Below are 15,882 nucleotides of genomic sequence, written 5' to 3' on the forward strand. Positions count from 1 at the left end.
GGCGAAGGAACCGCGCTACCGCCGTGACCGGTAAGTCCGCGCGAGCGGGTTGAGCGGTGGCCACGTGACGCGTGCTCGAACGCGGAACAGCGTGTGCTCGTCAGCCCAGCCGCGTGCCCGGCGCTCCTCGGCTTCGCCCCACACCACCGTGACGATGGCGCCAGGGACAGCGAACGACCGGTCGAGTAACGCGATGGATACGACTGTCCCTTCGGTCGACAAGAACCCGGTCCAGTGCGAGAGGCCGACGAGCCGCCCGTTGCTGTCTTCTACCAGGTCGAACTTTGACCCGTACTGAGCCAACGGCAGCTCCAGATACTTCGCTGGTGCCGGATCGTGACAAACCGCCATACGCAGAAGGGTTGCAACGTCGTCACGATCCCAAACGAGCATGACCTTTCGTCGCTGCTCGGTGCCTCGCATCTTGGCGAGAGCATCGTGTCCGATGAAGTCATGCTGCCAGTCAATCAGCTTCCCATACCCGAGTTCGAACGGACTCGTGTAGTAATCCTCGATATAATCTGAATAAAAACTCCCGCTCAGCGGCCGTGAGGCTTCTCCTCCAGTCGCTGGAAGCCACTCGCGGTACGGTCGCAAGTCGTCCCCGGTATAGATCGCCGGGATCGGTCCTGGGAACCATCCGGATTCGAGCGCATTCGTGAAATACGCGAGTGACCCGATGCGACGCAGCTGGTATCGTGCACCAGCCGTAAGGATCTCCGTGAGCACTTTGTCACGTGCTTCCCAACGGCCGGACAGCTCGAACCCGGCAGCACCGGTCATGCTGTGACGGAGCACTACGACCTCGCTGCCCGCGATGCGGAACCGGCGATGTTCGAAGAAGGCAAGATCCCGCAGTGACTTGCGCGTCACTGTTTCCAGGAGCTCGAGCGCGAACGGCCCCTCGACTTGGAAACGAAAGACAGTCCGTCGCTTCTGAGGGTTGAGCGCGTAGATCGGATCACGCTCGACCGTGACGTCGTAGGGGCCTGTATGCGCGTGGAACTCGACCCAGTTCAGCGTGAGATCGTTGCCGACGAGCAGGAACGTTTCATCGTCCAGACAATACGCGACCGCATCGCCGATGACGAAGCCCGACGGGGCACAAGCCAGGAACTGCTTAGCTTGCCCAGGGCGTATTGTCTCGAACCGATTGGTCGCGAGCCGATCGAGCAGCCTTCGGCCATCTCGTCCGCGCAGGTACAGATTCGTCAGATGCCAGGAGAGATCCGTCAAGCCTACCGACTCGCGCCACGCGCGCTGTTCATCCCGCCAGCTGGTGTACTCGAGCATCACGTGTGGTGGCGGCTGGAGGGTCGTCACACGCGGCAGCACACCCTTCGGCAATGAAGACAGATGGTGCACGATGTTCCCGACTGAGTCGATGAGTTCCTGCAAATTTCGCACTACCGTCATCGAAACGTTGCTCCTTTCACCTTCGGCCCGTTGCGCTCTCGCACATCACTCGACGAACAGTGCCGGTGGAAACGCCAGCACCAAAGGAAACAGCGACTGAAACGCTTCCGCATATTCGATCCCGTTCTGGCCGGACAACCGCCGTGCTTGCGTACCGCGCCGTCGAGCCAAGTCGAGGTAGAACGGCGCCAAATACTTCTGTGACGCCATCGCCTCCATCGCCGTTTGCTTCCGGTCGATTGCCTCGGTGATATCCACGAGGAGATTGGGATGGAACGCGCACAGTTCCGGTTGTTGTGGCTCGAACTGCAGGAGGCTCGGTGGCTCCACGGTCTCGAATGCACTCGGCACCCCGGCACCGCACACGAGGGCACGAGCTGTGGCAACGGCACGACTGGTTTCGACATGATCCGGGTTGAAAGGATCGACGCTCGTGTGCGTGATGACGACGTGCGGACGAAACTGGCGGATCACTGCGGCAAGTCGCGAGATGATCTCGTCGGTGATTCGCAGCGGCCAATCACCGAGATCCCAGCATTCGAACTCGGCTTCGAGCGCTGCAGCCGCAGCCTCAGCTTCGCGTCGGCGCACTTCTTTCACGCGCTCCACTGTCTGGCCCGGCTCGCGCCACAACTCGCCCGACTCGCCGCGTTCCCCATAGGTGAGCGCCACCACTTTCGCCTGCCCACCGTGCATCGTGACTTTCCCGATCGTCCCTCCAGCCCGCCAGACGAAATCGGCAGCGTGCCCACCGACAACCAACAACCGCAGACCCTCACGCATCGCCCCTTACCCCCTGGTCATTGGAGACCGTGCCTCAGCCCGGTGCTCACATCACCCGGCGCACCGGTGCCGTGACCCGTCATGTCCCCTTCGCTGCGGCGAACGCATCGAGGTATTGTGCAGCGCCTGCTCGGACGATGCTGTGGACGTTCGCCAGGATCAGCCGGAACCCGCCCGCGACCGCTTCGGCGATCGCACCCGGCTCACGCGCGCTCGTCCCCAGCGGCTTCCGGAGGCCGACAACCTGCACGATGTTCTCGATCACTGCTCGGACGTTCGGATGGCACGCTTCGCCTGGATATCCCAGCGACTGTGCAAGATCGGTCGCTCCGATGAAAACCGCATCGACGAGCGGGTCAGTCACCAGGACATCGAGGTGCTCGATCGCCTGCTGCGTCTCCACCTGCGCGACGAGAACGAGAGCCGCATTCGCTTGCTGCGCGAAGACGTTCAACGGCTGACGGTAACCGTATCGCCCGGCACGGACGTGGCCGAGTCCACGCTCGCCGAGGGGATGATAGAAGGCCGCCTTCTCCAGACGCCGCAGATCCTCCACCGTCTCGACACGCGGGACGAAAAGTCCGGCTGCACCGAGGTCGAGGTACGTCTGGATCACGCTCTCGTCGATCGTCGGTATGCGGACGAGTGGACACAAGCCGCTCCTCTCGGCAGCGACGACCATCCAGTACGCCGACTGCGGCGTGATATGGCCATGCTCGGCGTCGATGACGACAAAATCGAAGCCAAGCCAGCCGAGCATCTCGACAAGCTCGGGTGACGGTACACCGACGAAACAGCCGATCACCGCCTCACCGCGCCGCAACTTGTCCTTCAATGTCAGACCGAGCATCATCCCGTACCTCTGCACAAGCGAAGGGCTGCAGGCACACGAACAGGGAACGAATGCCCAGGGTGCGACAACCTAGGCACCGAGTATGCGCACGCGCGCATACTCATAAAAATAGGTCGCGTCGGCGTCGGGATGCTCGCGGGCGAAGTCTTCCCAGAGATGCGTGACGACTGACGGCAGAACGCCCCACCGCCGCTCTTGCATGAGCGTGTCCACGTACAGCAGCAGATCTTTCACCAGCAACCTGTTGCGGAACCCGAAGTCGTATGTCCCTGGCAACACGGACCGGGGAAACATGTCGGTACTGGCCGTCGTCCGGCCGGTCGAAACGTTGAGCACGTCGAGCACAGTCCGCATGTCCAGCCCTTGTGACACCGCGAACGCCACTCCCTCGCAGGTGACGGCCAGCGCAGTCGCGGCGATGTAGTTGTTGACCAGCTTGATCACCTGTCCCTGCCCAGCATGTGATCCGACGTGGAAAATATGACCGGCGAACGCAGCGAGATACGGCCGAACTCGTTCCAAGGCCTCTGCGGTACCAGCCACCATGACCGTCAGGCGCCCCTCCTCGACCGCAATCGGCCCACCACTCACCGGCGCATCCAGATAGTCGATGCCAACCTCGCGCAGCAGTTCGGCACACTCAATCGCCGCTCGCGCACCGATCGTCGAGAGATCCACCACCGTATGGAGCGGGCTGCGCTCAACAGACGAGCGTAGGAATGCTGCGATTTCACGCGCGACAGCACGTGAGGCGTTGCCGTCCGGTAGGCTGAGCAGGACGACCTCCGCCTGGCGGGCAACGTCGGCAACATCGCGCGCTTCTTCTGCCTGGGCTGGCAACTTCCCCTGCGCTCCCGAGACGTCGAAGCCGACGACACGGAAGCCTGAAGCGGCGAGCCGGTGCGCCATCCGACTCCCCATGGTGCCGAGCCCGATGACACCGACTGATCCCCGCATCCCTCTCATCCTTCCCGAACCCGAGGGCTCTTCTTTCCGAGCACCTGGAGGGCCGATCATCCCTCAGCCAATGTAGAGCTTCGCAATCTCATCGCGATTCATGGCTTTCGGATCGCCTTCGTAGACGATCCGACCTCCAACCAGGACGTAGACCCGATCCGCCACACCGAGAACGTGGCTCACGTTCTCTTCGAGCAGGAGTAGCCCGAGCCCCCTATCCCGCAGCAAGCAGAAGCGCTCGTAGATCTCGCGCACGATCAGAGGGGCCAGGCCGAGAGAGGGTTCATCGATGACTGCCAGCACCGGCCCTGCCATCAGCCCGCGTGCGATCGCGAGCATCTGCTGTTCACCGCCGGAGAGCGTCCCAGCAACCTGCTTCCGCCGCTCGCGCAAAACCGGGAACAGCCCGTACACCTCCTCGAGGTCCCGCTCGACCTCCTGCTTCGCAGCACCACGCAGGCGGATATAGGCACCGAGCCGCAGATTCTCTTCGACCGTGAGATCCCAAAAGAGTTCGCGACGCTCGGGAATGTGAACCAGGCCGAGCCGAATCCGACTGTCCGGGGCACTTCGCGTCACATCGACGTCGCCGAAAACGATACGTCCTCCGTACACTCGCAACAGCCCGGAGATCGTTTTGGCCAGTGTCGATTTGCCAGCACCACTGGGGCCGACCACGCCGACGATCTCGCCGCGCCCGACATGCAAATTGACATCCCGGAGTACCTGCACTTTCCCATAACCGGATGCAACCTGTTCGACACGCAACACGCGTTCGTCCTCCACCCCCGAACGACTACGCAGCCTCACCGAGGTAGGCCTCGATGACGTGACGGTCGCTCCGAACTTCCAGGGGCGTTCCCTCGGCGATCTTCACGCCGCGGCTCAACACCACCACGCGATCGGCGAGCGCCATCACGAAATCGACAGCGTGTTCGATGAGCAGGATGGTCACGCCGGACGCGTTCAGGGAGCGCATGAGAGCGGCCAGCTCGTCACGTTCCGCTTCGTTGAGCCCTGAGGCGGGTTCGTCCATGAGAAGCAGCGTCGGTCGACGCGCCAGCGCTCGCGCGAGTTCGAGCGCACGCTGTTTCGCTAGGGGAAGATCACCGGCACGGAGGTGCGCGAACTCGGCGAGTCCGACGAGGGCCAGTAAGCGGTGTGCCTCATCCACCGCCGCGTCTTCGCGTTGCCGGGCACGCAGCGGCAGAACCACGCCGCGCACCATGCCGTATCCGTTGTGCGCCTCTAACGCGGCCAGGACATTTTCGACGCACGTCATCTCGGTGAACAACCGCACGTTCTGGAACGTGCGGGCCACTCCCAATCGCGCCACCTCGTACGGCCGGAGCCCCCGAATGTCCCGTCCGAGAACCGTCACGGCACCTGCCGTCGGCTTGATCGCTCCAGCGATCACGTTGAAGAGGGTCGTCTTGCCCGCGCCGTTCGGCCCGATCACGGCGAGTATCTCGCCGGCGCGCAGGACGAGGTTGACATCTTCCAGCGCCTTCACGCCACCGAACCGACAGTGCAACCGCTGCACGACCACGACTTCGGCGCCCTGTTGCAGTCCGATCGGTCCCCTCACGCGATGATCCGCGACCAGCGCTCCTTCGCCGATCCGAACCTCCGCCTCTGACGTTCCCTCACGGCCCACGCTCGGTCCGTCGCCCCTCTGACCGTTCGTCCGCCCGCGTGTCGACCACAAGTCGGCGATCCCTGCCAGGCCACGGGGCCAGAGCATCAAGACAGCGACGAAGACGACGCCGAACGCGAGTGCCTGGTACTCAGCCGACGCAACGCCCGTGACGTAGCGCAGCGCCTCGGTCAGGACGGTCAGGGTGGTCGCCCCGAGCAAACCGCCCCAGATCGACCCGATGCCGCCGAATACTGCCATCGTCAGGACCTCGATCGAGTACTGCAATCCGAACGGAACCGGGTCCAGGAAACGGACCCAGTGCACGTAGAGCGCCCCCGAGACACCCGCAAGAACAGCACCGGTGACGAACGAGACGTTTTTCACACCGAAGGGCGAGATACCGATCGCCTCGGCAGCTGTCTCGTCCTCGCGTACTGCTTGAGCGAGTCGGCCCATGCGCCCGAACCCGAACCGTCCCGCCACGTACATGCCGAGCACGAACACCAGACCGATGATCCAGCTATAGGTCCACGGGGAGCCGAGCTCGCGTCCGAATACGGTGAGGCCCGGTATACTCGTGATGCCGGACGCCCCACCGGTGATCCCACGCAGTTCGACCGACAGCTGGTAGACGATCGCCGCGAGCGCCAGCGTGCCGAGGGCGAGATAGTGGCCTCTCAGCTGCAAGAGTGGAAATCCCACGATCCACGCCGTCAGACCGGCAGCCATGCACGCCAGCAGGATCGTGAGCCAGGGTGACAGCCCATACTGGGTCGCCAGAATTGCGCTGATGTAGGCCCCGATGGCTGCGAAGGCTCCCTGCCCGAGCGAGAGTTGTCCACAGTAACCCGTCAGCAGCACCACACCGGTCGCAGCCAACGCTCGCAGGAGCACGACGTTCAGGATGGTGACCGCATAAGCACCGGCCCCGCCCAACAAGAGGACAGCGACGAGGGCGAGTACCGCCGCTCCCAGCACGGTCAGGATTTCCCGATCCGAGCGTAGCGCACGCCTGAGTTCGACCCCTCCGTTCACTGCTGCCCCCTCGCCAGCTCGCCGACCTTCCAGGCCCGCATACGTGCACGCAGATGCGCCGTCACGACACCGGTCCGCAGTTCTCGCACGACGAGAATGGCGACGAGGCAGACGAAGGCGACGACATCACGGAGCCCCGAATAAACACCCGCAGCGACCGCTTCGATGATCCCGAAGACTACGCCCCCGACGACCGCACCGACCGGACTCGCCAGCCCGGCGAGCACAGCCGGTACAACACCGCGAATCGTCAGCTCGAGCCCCATGAAGTAGGTCGCGAACGTCACCGGGGCAATGACCGCCCCAGCAAAGGCGCCCAAGGCGGCTGCCAGCATCCAGCTGACGAGCCCCAGGAGCTGCGGGCGGATGCCCACCAGGCGCGCGGCCGTCGGATTCGACGCACAGGCACGCAGGGCGGTGCCCAGCAAGCTCCGCTTGAAGAACAGCTGCAGGAGAATCACCAGCAGTGCCGTCACCCCAATGACCCACAGTGCCTGGCGAGTCACGACCGCCGTACCGATGATGAGCGGCCTCCCCGGTGTGAATTCGCGCAGAGCTAGTGGATCGGGTCCCCAAAGGATCAGCGCGACCGTGCGAAAGATGACATCCGCGCCGAACGTCAGCATGATGAGCGTCAGCAGTCCGGCTTCGAATCGCGGATAGATCAGGATGCCGTAGGTGACAGCTCCGATGACGATCGTCACCACCACGGCAGCCACCACCGCCGGGGCGAGCGGCAACCACTTGGCGAACTGGATCGTCAGCATGGCGCCCAGCATCACGAACGCCCCCTGCGCGACGTTCAGGATCCGGGTAACGTTGTGGACGATCACCAGTCCAACGGCGACGAGAGCGTACACACAGCCCATCACCACACCGCTGACGATCCACTGCGGGAGCTGCCAGACCAGTACGTCACGCATCGTCCACCTCGTCCCGCCGCGTCACCGCAACAAGCGGAAGCGACCGCCTTCGACGACAGCGAGCACCATGTCCTCCAGGTTGAAACCGGTGTGCTTGGTCGGTGAGAAGGTCAGAACACCGGTGATGCCGACGAAGCGCGACGTCCCTTCGATCGCGTCACGAATGCCAGCAGGATCCTGGCCAGCCTTCTCGAACGCCTGGACAATCAACCAGAAGGCGTCGTACGCGTGACCGGCGAACGCATCCGGACGTGAACCGTAGCGCGATTCATAGAGTCGCACGAACTCCGCAATGACCGGCTTCTGCGGGTCGGAGTCGGGCAAGTCCTCGAAGACGAACACTTTCCCGGTCTGGACGATCGCGCCCTCAGCCGTCTCACCAGCGGCCTTTAGAAATGCTGGGCTTGCAACCGCGTTGGTGAGATAGACTGGGATGTCCATACCGAGATCTCGCATATTCTTGAGCGCGACGACGACCTCCGGAATGTTGGCGTAAATGACCAGCGCTTCTGGATTGCTCGCACGCACGCGGACGAGCTGTGGAGTCAGATCCGTCACACCCGCGTTGAAGGTATCGTTCACGACCAGGTCGATCCCGTATTGTGGGCCGAGTTGCTCAAACGCAATCTTCCCGCTCTCGCCGAACTCGTTCGCGACACTGAGCAATGCCACCCGGCGAACGTTGCGCTGCTGAAGGTTCCGGAGCAACCCCTCAGCAACCTGGTCACCGTCCCATGTCGGCTTGAAGGCCCACTGCCGTTCCTCCGGTGGGTGCGTGATCGCCTGGCTGGAGGCCGTCGCGATCATCGGGATCTGAGCCCGCTGCACCACGTCCACAGCGGGAACCGACGCACCGCTCGTCGCACAGCAAATGACCACTGGGACGCGATCCTGCTCGATGAGGCGCGTCACCGCGAGCACGGCCTGCGTCGGCTGGCTCTGGTCATCGTAGATGATCACTTCCAGGGGATGACGCTTTCCATCCGGGCCGAGCACGCCACCCTGCCGGTTCACCTCATCACGTAAGAGCTCCAACGTGTCCCGTTGCGGCCCACCGAGGGGCGCTGCCGGACCGGTCAGTGAGAGCACGGCTCCGATGCGATACGGTTCACCGGTTTCAGCACCGGCCTGCGGTGTCGTTGCTGGCGTCTGCTGGGCGCCGGACGGCGTGGTCGCCGTCGGTGCTGCGGGCTGCGCGGTCGGACTCGCCGCGGTCGTCGGCGAGGGAGCGGCCGTTGGGGTCGGAGTGGGACTCCCTTGGGCACAACCGGCTAGGATGAATGCGACGACGAACAGCCCGAAGAACCAGCTTTTCCACCTACTAGACATGCGTTCCCCCTCTTTCCGTGCATTTGCGCCGTCCACACCGTAGATCGCTCCGGTCATCCGCGACGGTGGAGCACCATCTCGCGGTACCGACGGCTCGGCTCGCTGTAGGGCACCGGGCCGACCGTGACCTCGACCTCGGCCTGGACATGCCGCTCGACTGACGGCTTTCGGGAACCACCGTTCGGTTCACCCCAGATCAAGCGCAGTCGCGTACCCGGTTGCGCATACTCGGCGCGCACTGTCCCCAGGGCGAGCACGGCCCGTTCGTTCACGTCGAAGCCCGTCCACATCGCGAAACCGACGACCTCACCCGCATCGTTCAGTACCGCGTCGTACATCCAGGTCGCGTATTGCGCCAGGGGAAGATCGAAGTACTTGTAATTTTGGCCGTACGGCTTTTCGATCACGCTCGAGAGGATGCGAACCGTGTCGCGCTCGTCCCACACGAAGGTAACGCGCTTGCGATGCGGCAGATGCGTCATCCGCTCCAGCGCCGCCCGACCGATGAAATCGTGATCGAACTTGACGAGTCGCCCGTATCCCAGATCCCAAGGGGTGAGATAGTAGTCCTCGATATTGTCGGACACGAAGCTCCCGCCGAGCGAACTCACCGCCTCGAAAGCAGTTGCCGGCAGCCACTCGCGATACGGACGCAGCTGCTCACCCGTGTAAACAGCCGGCAGCGGATTCGGAATCCACCCCGACTCGAGGGCATTGGTGGCATACGTGCGTGATCCCACCTGCCGGAGGCCGAACTCCGCCCCTGCTTCCAGAATCGCGGCCTTGACTGCCTGCAGCTCATCGAAGGGTCCCCAGAACTCCGCGCCCTCGACGCCGACCATGCCGTGATGCAGATACCCGACACGATGGCCAGCAATGTCGATGTAGGTGAAGTGGAAAAACGGAATGTCCGGAACCCGGCCACCAGTCAACTTCTCCATCAGCGGACGAGCGTTCGGCCCTTGCAGCTGGAACCGGTAGCAGGTTCGCGGACGCCGCGGATCGGCCCGAGACGACTCGTCGCGCTCCAGGGTCACCTGCGCCCCGAGTGCCTGGGCATGGTACTCGACCCAGTTGTGGATCGCCCCCACACCGACAATGACGAACTCGTGCTCGTCGAGATAGAAGAGAATGGCATCCCCAACGTAATAGCCGTTCGGTGAGACACACACCATCTGTTTGGCTTGCCCCGGCTGAAAACCCTGGAACGAGTTGATCGAGAGATAGTTGAGCAGGCGGAAAGCATCCGGACCGCGCACGTACAGATTCGTCATGTGGTAGGACTGCTCGAACAGGACGACCGTTTCGCGCCACCCGCGCTGTTCATCCCGCCAGTTGCTGAACTCCGGCGGCACGTTCGGCCAGAAGCGCCCACCCGTCGGGTTGTTGTAGAGAAGCTGCTGGAGATTCGGGTTCGTCTCGACGAGTTCCTGGAGATTGCGAGCCCTAGCGGCCATCGACGTTCCTCCCCACTACACACTCGCCACGCCTGCAGCGTGCTCCGTTCAGCCGATCCCTACTCCTCTCGCTCACCGGATCACGTCGGGGATTGCTCGCATATCAGATCATATACGACATCATGCACCATGTCAACACCAGATCACCAGGAAAGTTGCCGGTCGGCTGCGCTGATACTGGCACGCGACGGGACAACATGCCGCTCCACGGTGCTGCCCGCTGGCTCCGCACCGGAGATCCTTCTCCGCAAGTGCTGTCCCCCGCACACTGCCCGCTCCTCAATTACCCCAGCCGGTGCGAACGAGGCGCTAGCGATCGACATAGGCGGGCAGAAAAGCCTCCGAGGGAGGCACGACCGCGACGAAACCGGTACCGGCAAAGTCCTCGACGGGTGCCGCCTCATCGAACCAGCTCCGTGGCGGGACATGTCCCCAGAGCGTCTGCCGCCGTGGATCGTTCAGCATCCACACCACCGGCTCAAAGTCCGGATCGGGGATGAGATAGTCTCCAGCATACAACTCGATACGGTTGCCGTCCGGATCGCGCAGGTAGAGAAACATCGCGTTGGAAATGCCGTGCCGTCCCGGCCCTCGCTCGATGCAGCGCCCATATCCAGCCGCCGCGATCACATCGGCCGCACGCGTGACCGCCGATGCCTCCCCGAGCCAGAAGCCGATATGGTGCAACCGCGGACCGGGTCCGGTCATCAGCGCGACATCGTGCACTGTCTGCTTGCGCCGAAGCCAGATGGCCCAAACTCGCGGCGGGTCGTCCTCGGTGATCGTGACTTCGGAGACAGCGAAGCCCAGCATCCGATACCAGTCGATGCCCCGCTCGATCGCCGGTGTATGCACGTTGACGTGGTCGATTCGGAGCACGTGCGTCCCGCGGTGCCGATGGTACTGCTGCAGCAACCGCTCGACGCGCTCGACGCGATGGTAGAACTCGATGGGAAAACCGAGCGGGTCTTGTATCCGCAACGCTCGGCCCTGTCCGCGTTCAGCCCCTTCCTCGATCCACCGAACCGGGAGCCCCCGTTCGCGGGCCAGCTGCTCCAGTGCCAGGAGGTCTTCCTCCGCGGCCACACGAAAGGCGAAGTGACCGAGACCAGGTGTTGCCGCCTGCCGCAGGATGAGACTGTGGTGCTCCCACTCCTCGATACCACGCAGGTACAGGCGGTCAGCGTCCCGCTCGGTCTCGAAGAAGCCGAGAACATCGACGTAGAAGGCACGCGCTCGCTCGAGATCCGTCACGCGTAACTCGACGTGCCCGGTCTTCAGGATCGTGAACGACGGTTCCCTCGCCACTGCACACCCACCTTCCGTCCATGCTCACTCATCCGCACCCATCCGCGGGATCCGGTGACGCCCGAGCGCGAGATGGACCGTCTTCAGCTCGGTATAGAACTCGAACGAATAGACACCCCCTTCCCGGCCGATCCCACTCTCCTTCATCCCACCGAATGGCGTTCGGAGATCGCGGACATTCTGGGAATTCACCCACACCATCCCCGATTCGATCCCTCGCGCCATGCGCAAGGCCCGACTCGTGTCGTTCGTCCAGACATAGGCCGCCAGGCCATACCGCACACCGTTGGCGATACGGAGCGCCTCCTCCTCAGTGGAGAAGGGAATGACACTCAGAACGGGGCCGAAAATCTCCTCCTGGGCGATCCGCATCGTCGGCGCGACATCCACGAAGACGGTCGGCAGCAGGTAGTTCCCGCGCGCCAGCTCTGGATCTTCCGGTCGACGCCCACCGGTAGCGAGTATCGCCCCTTCCTCTTGCCCAATCTCGACGTACCGCAGCACTCGTTCGAGATGCTTGCGGTGAATGAGCGGCCCCACTTCTGTCGCTCGATCGAGCGGATGGCCGACGCGGATCCGCTGAACTCGCCGCACCAATCGGTCGACGAAGTCATTGTAGATGTCCTTCTGCAGCAACAAGCGCGATCCAGCCGTGCACCGCTCGCCGTTCAGCGAGAACACCCCGAAGATCGTCGCATCGAGCGCCCGGTCCAGATCGGCGTCAGCGAAGACGACCACCGGCGACTTGCCACCGAGTTCCATCGAGAAGCGCTTGAGCGTCTCCGCGCCAACGTGCATCAGTCGCTTGCCGGTCGTCGTCTCGCCGGTGAAGGAGATCAGCTTCACCGCAGGATGACGAGCCAACGCCTCACCGACACGTTCACCGGGACCATATACGAGATTGAATACCCCCGGTGGTACACCAGCATCTCGGATAACCTCCGCGAGCTTGTACGCCGACAGCGGCGACCAGCTGGCCGGCTTCAAGATGCAGGTATTGCCCGCCGCCAGACACGGAGCAACCTTCCATGTCTCGAGCATGAACGGCGTGTTCCATGGGGTGATGAGGCCGGCAACGCCGACGGGTTGGCGAATCGTGAAGTTGATGAAGAGATCATCGACCGGATAGGATTCCCCGGTGATCTTGGTCGCCATCTCGGCGAAGAAATCGAAATTGTCAGCAGCACGCAGGACCTGGGCATCGCGGATCTGCGCGATCGGAATACCGGTGTCAGCGCTCTCCACCACCGCAATCTCGTCGGCACGCTCACGAATCAGCTCGGCGATGCGCCGCAGGATGCGCGCCCGCTCAGCCGCCGGCAGGCGTGGCCAGGGTCCTTCCGTAAACGCACGCAACGCTGCGCTAACCGCTCGCTCGATGTCGTCCGGCCCCGCCGCCGGCACCGTCGCGATGACCTCGTTAGTCGCCGGATCGACCGATTCGAAGAACGCTCCGCTGGTCCCTTCCATGAACTCTCCAGCGATAAAATGCTTGACCGTCCGCACACGCGGCAGGACAGATTCACGCAACGCGACGTAGTCTTTCTGCTCAACACGCGCCATCGTTATCCTCCGTCGCTCCATCATTCGGCCACGATCTGATTCTCCAGCCCCCCGATCCCTTCCACTTCGACCCGCACGACATCGCCCAGCTTGACGAAACTGATACCCTCCGGCGTCCCGGTCATGATCACGTCGTCCGGCTCCAGCGTCATGAACTCGCTGATGTAGGCGATGAGATCAGCGACCTTGTAGATGAGTCGGCTCGTGTGCCCCTCTTGCCGCAACTCACCGTTCACATACGCGCGCAGCGTCACATTGTCCGGATCGATGTCTCCGGCATCGACGAGCCAGGGGCCGAGGGGACAGAACGTATCGAATCCTTTGGCCTTTACTGGGGGACGGAAGTAGTTGGTAATGAAGTCCCGAGCCGTGACATCGTTCGCAACGGTGTATCCCCGAACCACCTCGAACGCCCGCTCGCGCGCCACCTTCCGGCACCGTTTACCGATGACCACGGCGAGTTCGACCTCGTAATGCAGGGACTGGACTCCCGTCGGGTAGACGATCGGCGCCCGATGGCCGATCAGTGCGGTCGTCGGCTTGAAGAACAGGACCGGTGCCGTCGGCACCTCCATGCCGAGTTCCTGCGCATGCTCCGCATAGTTGAGCACCACCCCGATGATCTTCCGGGGCTCGACCGGGGGCAACCAGGTCACCGCCTCGAAGGGGTAGCAGCGGCCTGCCTCGTCGACGAGGCACGACTCGTGGACCGTGCCGATATGGAGTCGTCCCTCCGCTATGAAACGGGCAGTACGCATCGACTCGCCTCCATTTCTCGCCTCTCACTCTGCGATCAGACCGTAGCGTCTCGCGACTGCCCGAAGCCGCTCCTGGTTCTCCGGCGACGGCAAGACCAGCGGGAGACGCAGTTCCGGACGGATCTTCCCCATCAACCCGAGGACGTACTTGACCGGCCCCGGATTGGTCTCGATGAACAGCGCTTCGTTCATCTCCAGCAGATGGAAATGCAGTGCACGGGCCTCTTCCCACTGCCCAGCCACTGTCAAATCGTAGAGCCGGGCGAGCTCGCGCGGAAGGACGTTCGCCGTAGCGCTGAAATAGCCGGCACCGCCGAGTGCCAGGAGCGGAAAGCAGAGCGCCTCGATACCGGAATAGACCAGAAGGTCCATACCGCACCGATCAAAGAGGCGACTCACCTGGATAAAATCGACATTAGCTTCTTTGACGCCCACGACGTTCGGGCACGCTTCCCGAATGCGCGCCAGCGTCTCCGGATCGAGATTGACCGCCGTCCGACCAGGGATGTTGTAGATGATCACCGGGAGCGACGTCGCCTTCGCCACCGTCACGAAATACTGGTATAGCCCTTCCTGGGTGGGACGGCAGTACGGTGGCGTGATGATCAGCAAGGCATCGGCACCAGCCCGTTCGGCGAACTGGGTCAGATGCAGGGTGTCGGCGAGCGAATGCGCGCCCGTTCCAGCGACAACCGGCACGCGCCCGCGGACGACCTCCACGGCATAGGCGATGACCTGTTCCCGTTCCGCGAGCGTCAACGCTGCTGGTTCACCGGTCGATCCGGTCACCGAGATCCCATGACTCCCACTCGCGATCTGCCATTCGATCAACGCACCGAGCGTCTCGAAATCGACAACACCGTCCCGGAACGGCGTCACCAATGGGACGATCGACCCGCGCAGCTTCGTGGTATCCATCGCGACCCCTCTCGTACACCACCTGAACGCAACACCGCCGATCATCAGGTCATAGGCGAACCTCCTTGGCGACGTAAACTCCTGCCGTGACCGAACCTCGACCGCAGAGCGTCACTCGCTCAGCGACATGGACGCCGGTGCGTAACCGTCCTCATGGCCGTCGAGCGCTTTGCCGCTCTCCACCGACCACCGGCGGAATGCCTCCAGTGTCGCGAGCTTGTGGTCGCGGACGACCCGTTCGATCTCGTCAGCTGGACCGCCCTGCTCCAGCAACGTCGTGATGCGCCGGTGATCTTCGAGCGAGGAGCGCGCCCGGGCGGGCAGTAGAACGAAGATCGAATGGCGCATCGAGTCGAGCCGCGCCCAGGCCAGCTCGATCTGCGATACGAGATACCGATTGGGGCAACGTTCGTAGATCACCTCGTGATAGGCGCGGTTCAGCTGGCTATAGCGCAGCATGTCGCCGATGCCGACCGCACGCTCCATCTCTGCTTCGAGAGCACGCAGCTTCTGAAAATCCTCTGGCGTCATGTGCGGTGCCGCGAGGACGGTCGCGTACCCCTCGAGCACCGCCAGCGTGGAGAGCACGTCACAGTATTCGAGAGGATCGATACTGACGACACGCGCACCGGCGTTCTTGACGAACTCCAGCAAGCCCTCCGCCTCCAGCCGGCGCAAGGCCTCCCGCACCGGGATGGCACTGCACCCCAGCTCGCGCGCCAGCTCGTCGATGACCAGCCGATACCCCGGCCCGTAGACTCCTTCGATGATCCGTTTGCGGATCGTTCGATACGCGAGTTCCTGCTTGCTCATCCCTCGTCCACCTACTCCCCGCTGAGGTCCCACCGCGATTGTATACGACATCGAATATCCGGGCAAGACCCACAACTCCTCATGCCACGTTCGACTCGCGCCGAACGCAGGCCTTCAGGAGTGCCCTGTC

At 63.2% G+C, this 15,882-nt stretch carries 14 protein-coding genes; all 14 read right to left on the minus strand.

The features are described 5' to 3' along the window. Positions 1–15: 15 nt before the first annotated feature. The 14 genes from OO015_RS13965 to OO015_RS14030 all read right to left on the minus strand — a co-directional run bounded on the left by OO015_RS13965 (position 16) and on the right by OO015_RS14030 (position 15,752). On the minus strand, positions 16–1,416 hold the full coding sequence (locus tag OO015_RS13965; RefSeq protein ID WP_265942241.1) for an aminomethyl transferase family protein: 1,401 nt from the start codon (positions 1,414–1,416) through the stop codon (positions 16–18). A 45-nt stretch (positions 1,417–1,461) separates the two neighbouring features. Next, positions 1,462–2,199, minus strand: a complete 738-nt coding sequence (locus tag OO015_RS13970; RefSeq protein WP_265942243.1) for a PIG-L deacetylase family protein — start codon at positions 2,197–2,199, stop codon at positions 1,462–1,464. Between the two features lie 79 nt (positions 2,200–2,278). Next, positions 2,279–3,052, minus strand: coding sequence for an HpcH/HpaI aldolase family protein (locus tag OO015_RS13975; RefSeq protein ID WP_265942245.1), 774 nt, complete (start codon positions 3,050–3,052; stop codon positions 2,279–2,281). Between the two features lie 69 nt (positions 3,053–3,121). Further along, a complete protein-coding gene (locus OO015_RS13980) occupies positions 3,122–4,069 on the minus strand; it encodes an NAD(P)-dependent oxidoreductase (RefSeq protein ID WP_416236610.1) in 948 nt (315 codons plus the stop codon). A 3-nt stretch (positions 4,070–4,072) separates the two neighbouring features. Next, positions 4,073–4,780: an ABC transporter ATP-binding protein gene (locus OO015_RS13985; RefSeq protein WP_265942249.1), complete on the minus strand. Its 708-nt coding sequence runs from the start codon at positions 4,778–4,780 to the stop codon at positions 4,073–4,075. Between the two features lie 25 nt (positions 4,781–4,805). Further along, positions 4,806–6,683, minus strand: coding sequence for a branched-chain amino acid ABC transporter ATP-binding protein/permease (locus tag OO015_RS13990; RefSeq protein ID WP_265942251.1), 1,878 nt, complete (start codon positions 6,681–6,683; stop codon positions 4,806–4,808). Next, positions 6,680–7,606 carry a branched-chain amino acid ABC transporter permease gene (locus OO015_RS13995; protein WP_265942253.1) on the minus strand — a complete coding sequence of 309 codons (927 nt, stop codon included), beginning with the start codon at positions 7,604–7,606 and terminating at the stop codon, positions 6,680–6,682. The genes OO015_RS13990 and OO015_RS13995 overlap by 4 nt, the downstream gene beginning before the upstream one ends. Before the next feature lie 21 nt (positions 7,607–7,627). After that, on the minus strand, positions 7,628–8,935 hold the full coding sequence (locus OO015_RS14000; protein WP_265942255.1) for an ABC transporter substrate-binding protein: 1,308 nt from the start codon (positions 8,933–8,935) through the stop codon (positions 7,628–7,630). A gap of 53 nt (positions 8,936–8,988) precedes the next feature. Beyond that, entirely contained in the window at positions 8,989–10,392 is a 1,404-nt protein-coding gene (locus OO015_RS14005; protein ID WP_265942257.1) for an aminomethyl transferase family protein, read from the minus strand. 309 nt (positions 10,393–10,701) lie between these two features. After that, positions 10,702–11,700, minus strand: coding sequence for a 3,4-dihydroxyphenylacetate 2,3-dioxygenase (hpaD, locus tag OO015_RS14010; protein ID WP_265942259.1), 999 nt, complete (start codon positions 11,698–11,700; stop codon positions 10,702–10,704). Positions 11,701–11,724: 24 nt separating this feature from the next. Continuing rightward, complete coding sequence (gene hpaE, locus OO015_RS14015; protein ID WP_265942261.1) at positions 11,725–13,263, minus strand: 5-carboxymethyl-2-hydroxymuconate semialdehyde dehydrogenase; 1,539 nt, start codon at positions 13,261–13,263, stop codon at positions 11,725–11,727. A gap of 20 nt (positions 13,264–13,283) precedes the next feature. Then, complete coding sequence (locus tag OO015_RS14020) at positions 13,284–14,021, minus strand: fumarylacetoacetate hydrolase family protein (protein WP_265942263.1); 738 nt, start codon at positions 14,019–14,021, stop codon at positions 13,284–13,286. Positions 14,022–14,045: 24 nt separating this feature from the next. After that, positions 14,046–14,939 carry a 4-hydroxy-tetrahydrodipicolinate synthase gene (gene dapA, locus OO015_RS14025; protein ID WP_265942265.1) on the minus strand — a complete coding sequence of 298 codons (894 nt, stop codon included), beginning with the start codon at positions 14,937–14,939 and terminating at the stop codon, positions 14,046–14,048. 111 nt (positions 14,940–15,050) lie between these two features. Next, positions 15,051–15,752, minus strand: a complete 702-nt coding sequence (locus OO015_RS14030) for a GntR family transcriptional regulator (RefSeq protein ID WP_265942267.1) — start codon at positions 15,750–15,752, stop codon at positions 15,051–15,053. Positions 15,753–15,882 lie beyond the last annotated feature (130 nt).

The sequence above is a fragment of the Thermomicrobium sp. 4228-Ro genome, assembly GCF_026241205.1.
In the GTDB taxonomy this organism is placed as follows: domain Bacteria; phylum Chloroflexota; class Chloroflexia; order Thermomicrobiales; family Thermomicrobiaceae; genus Thermomicrobium.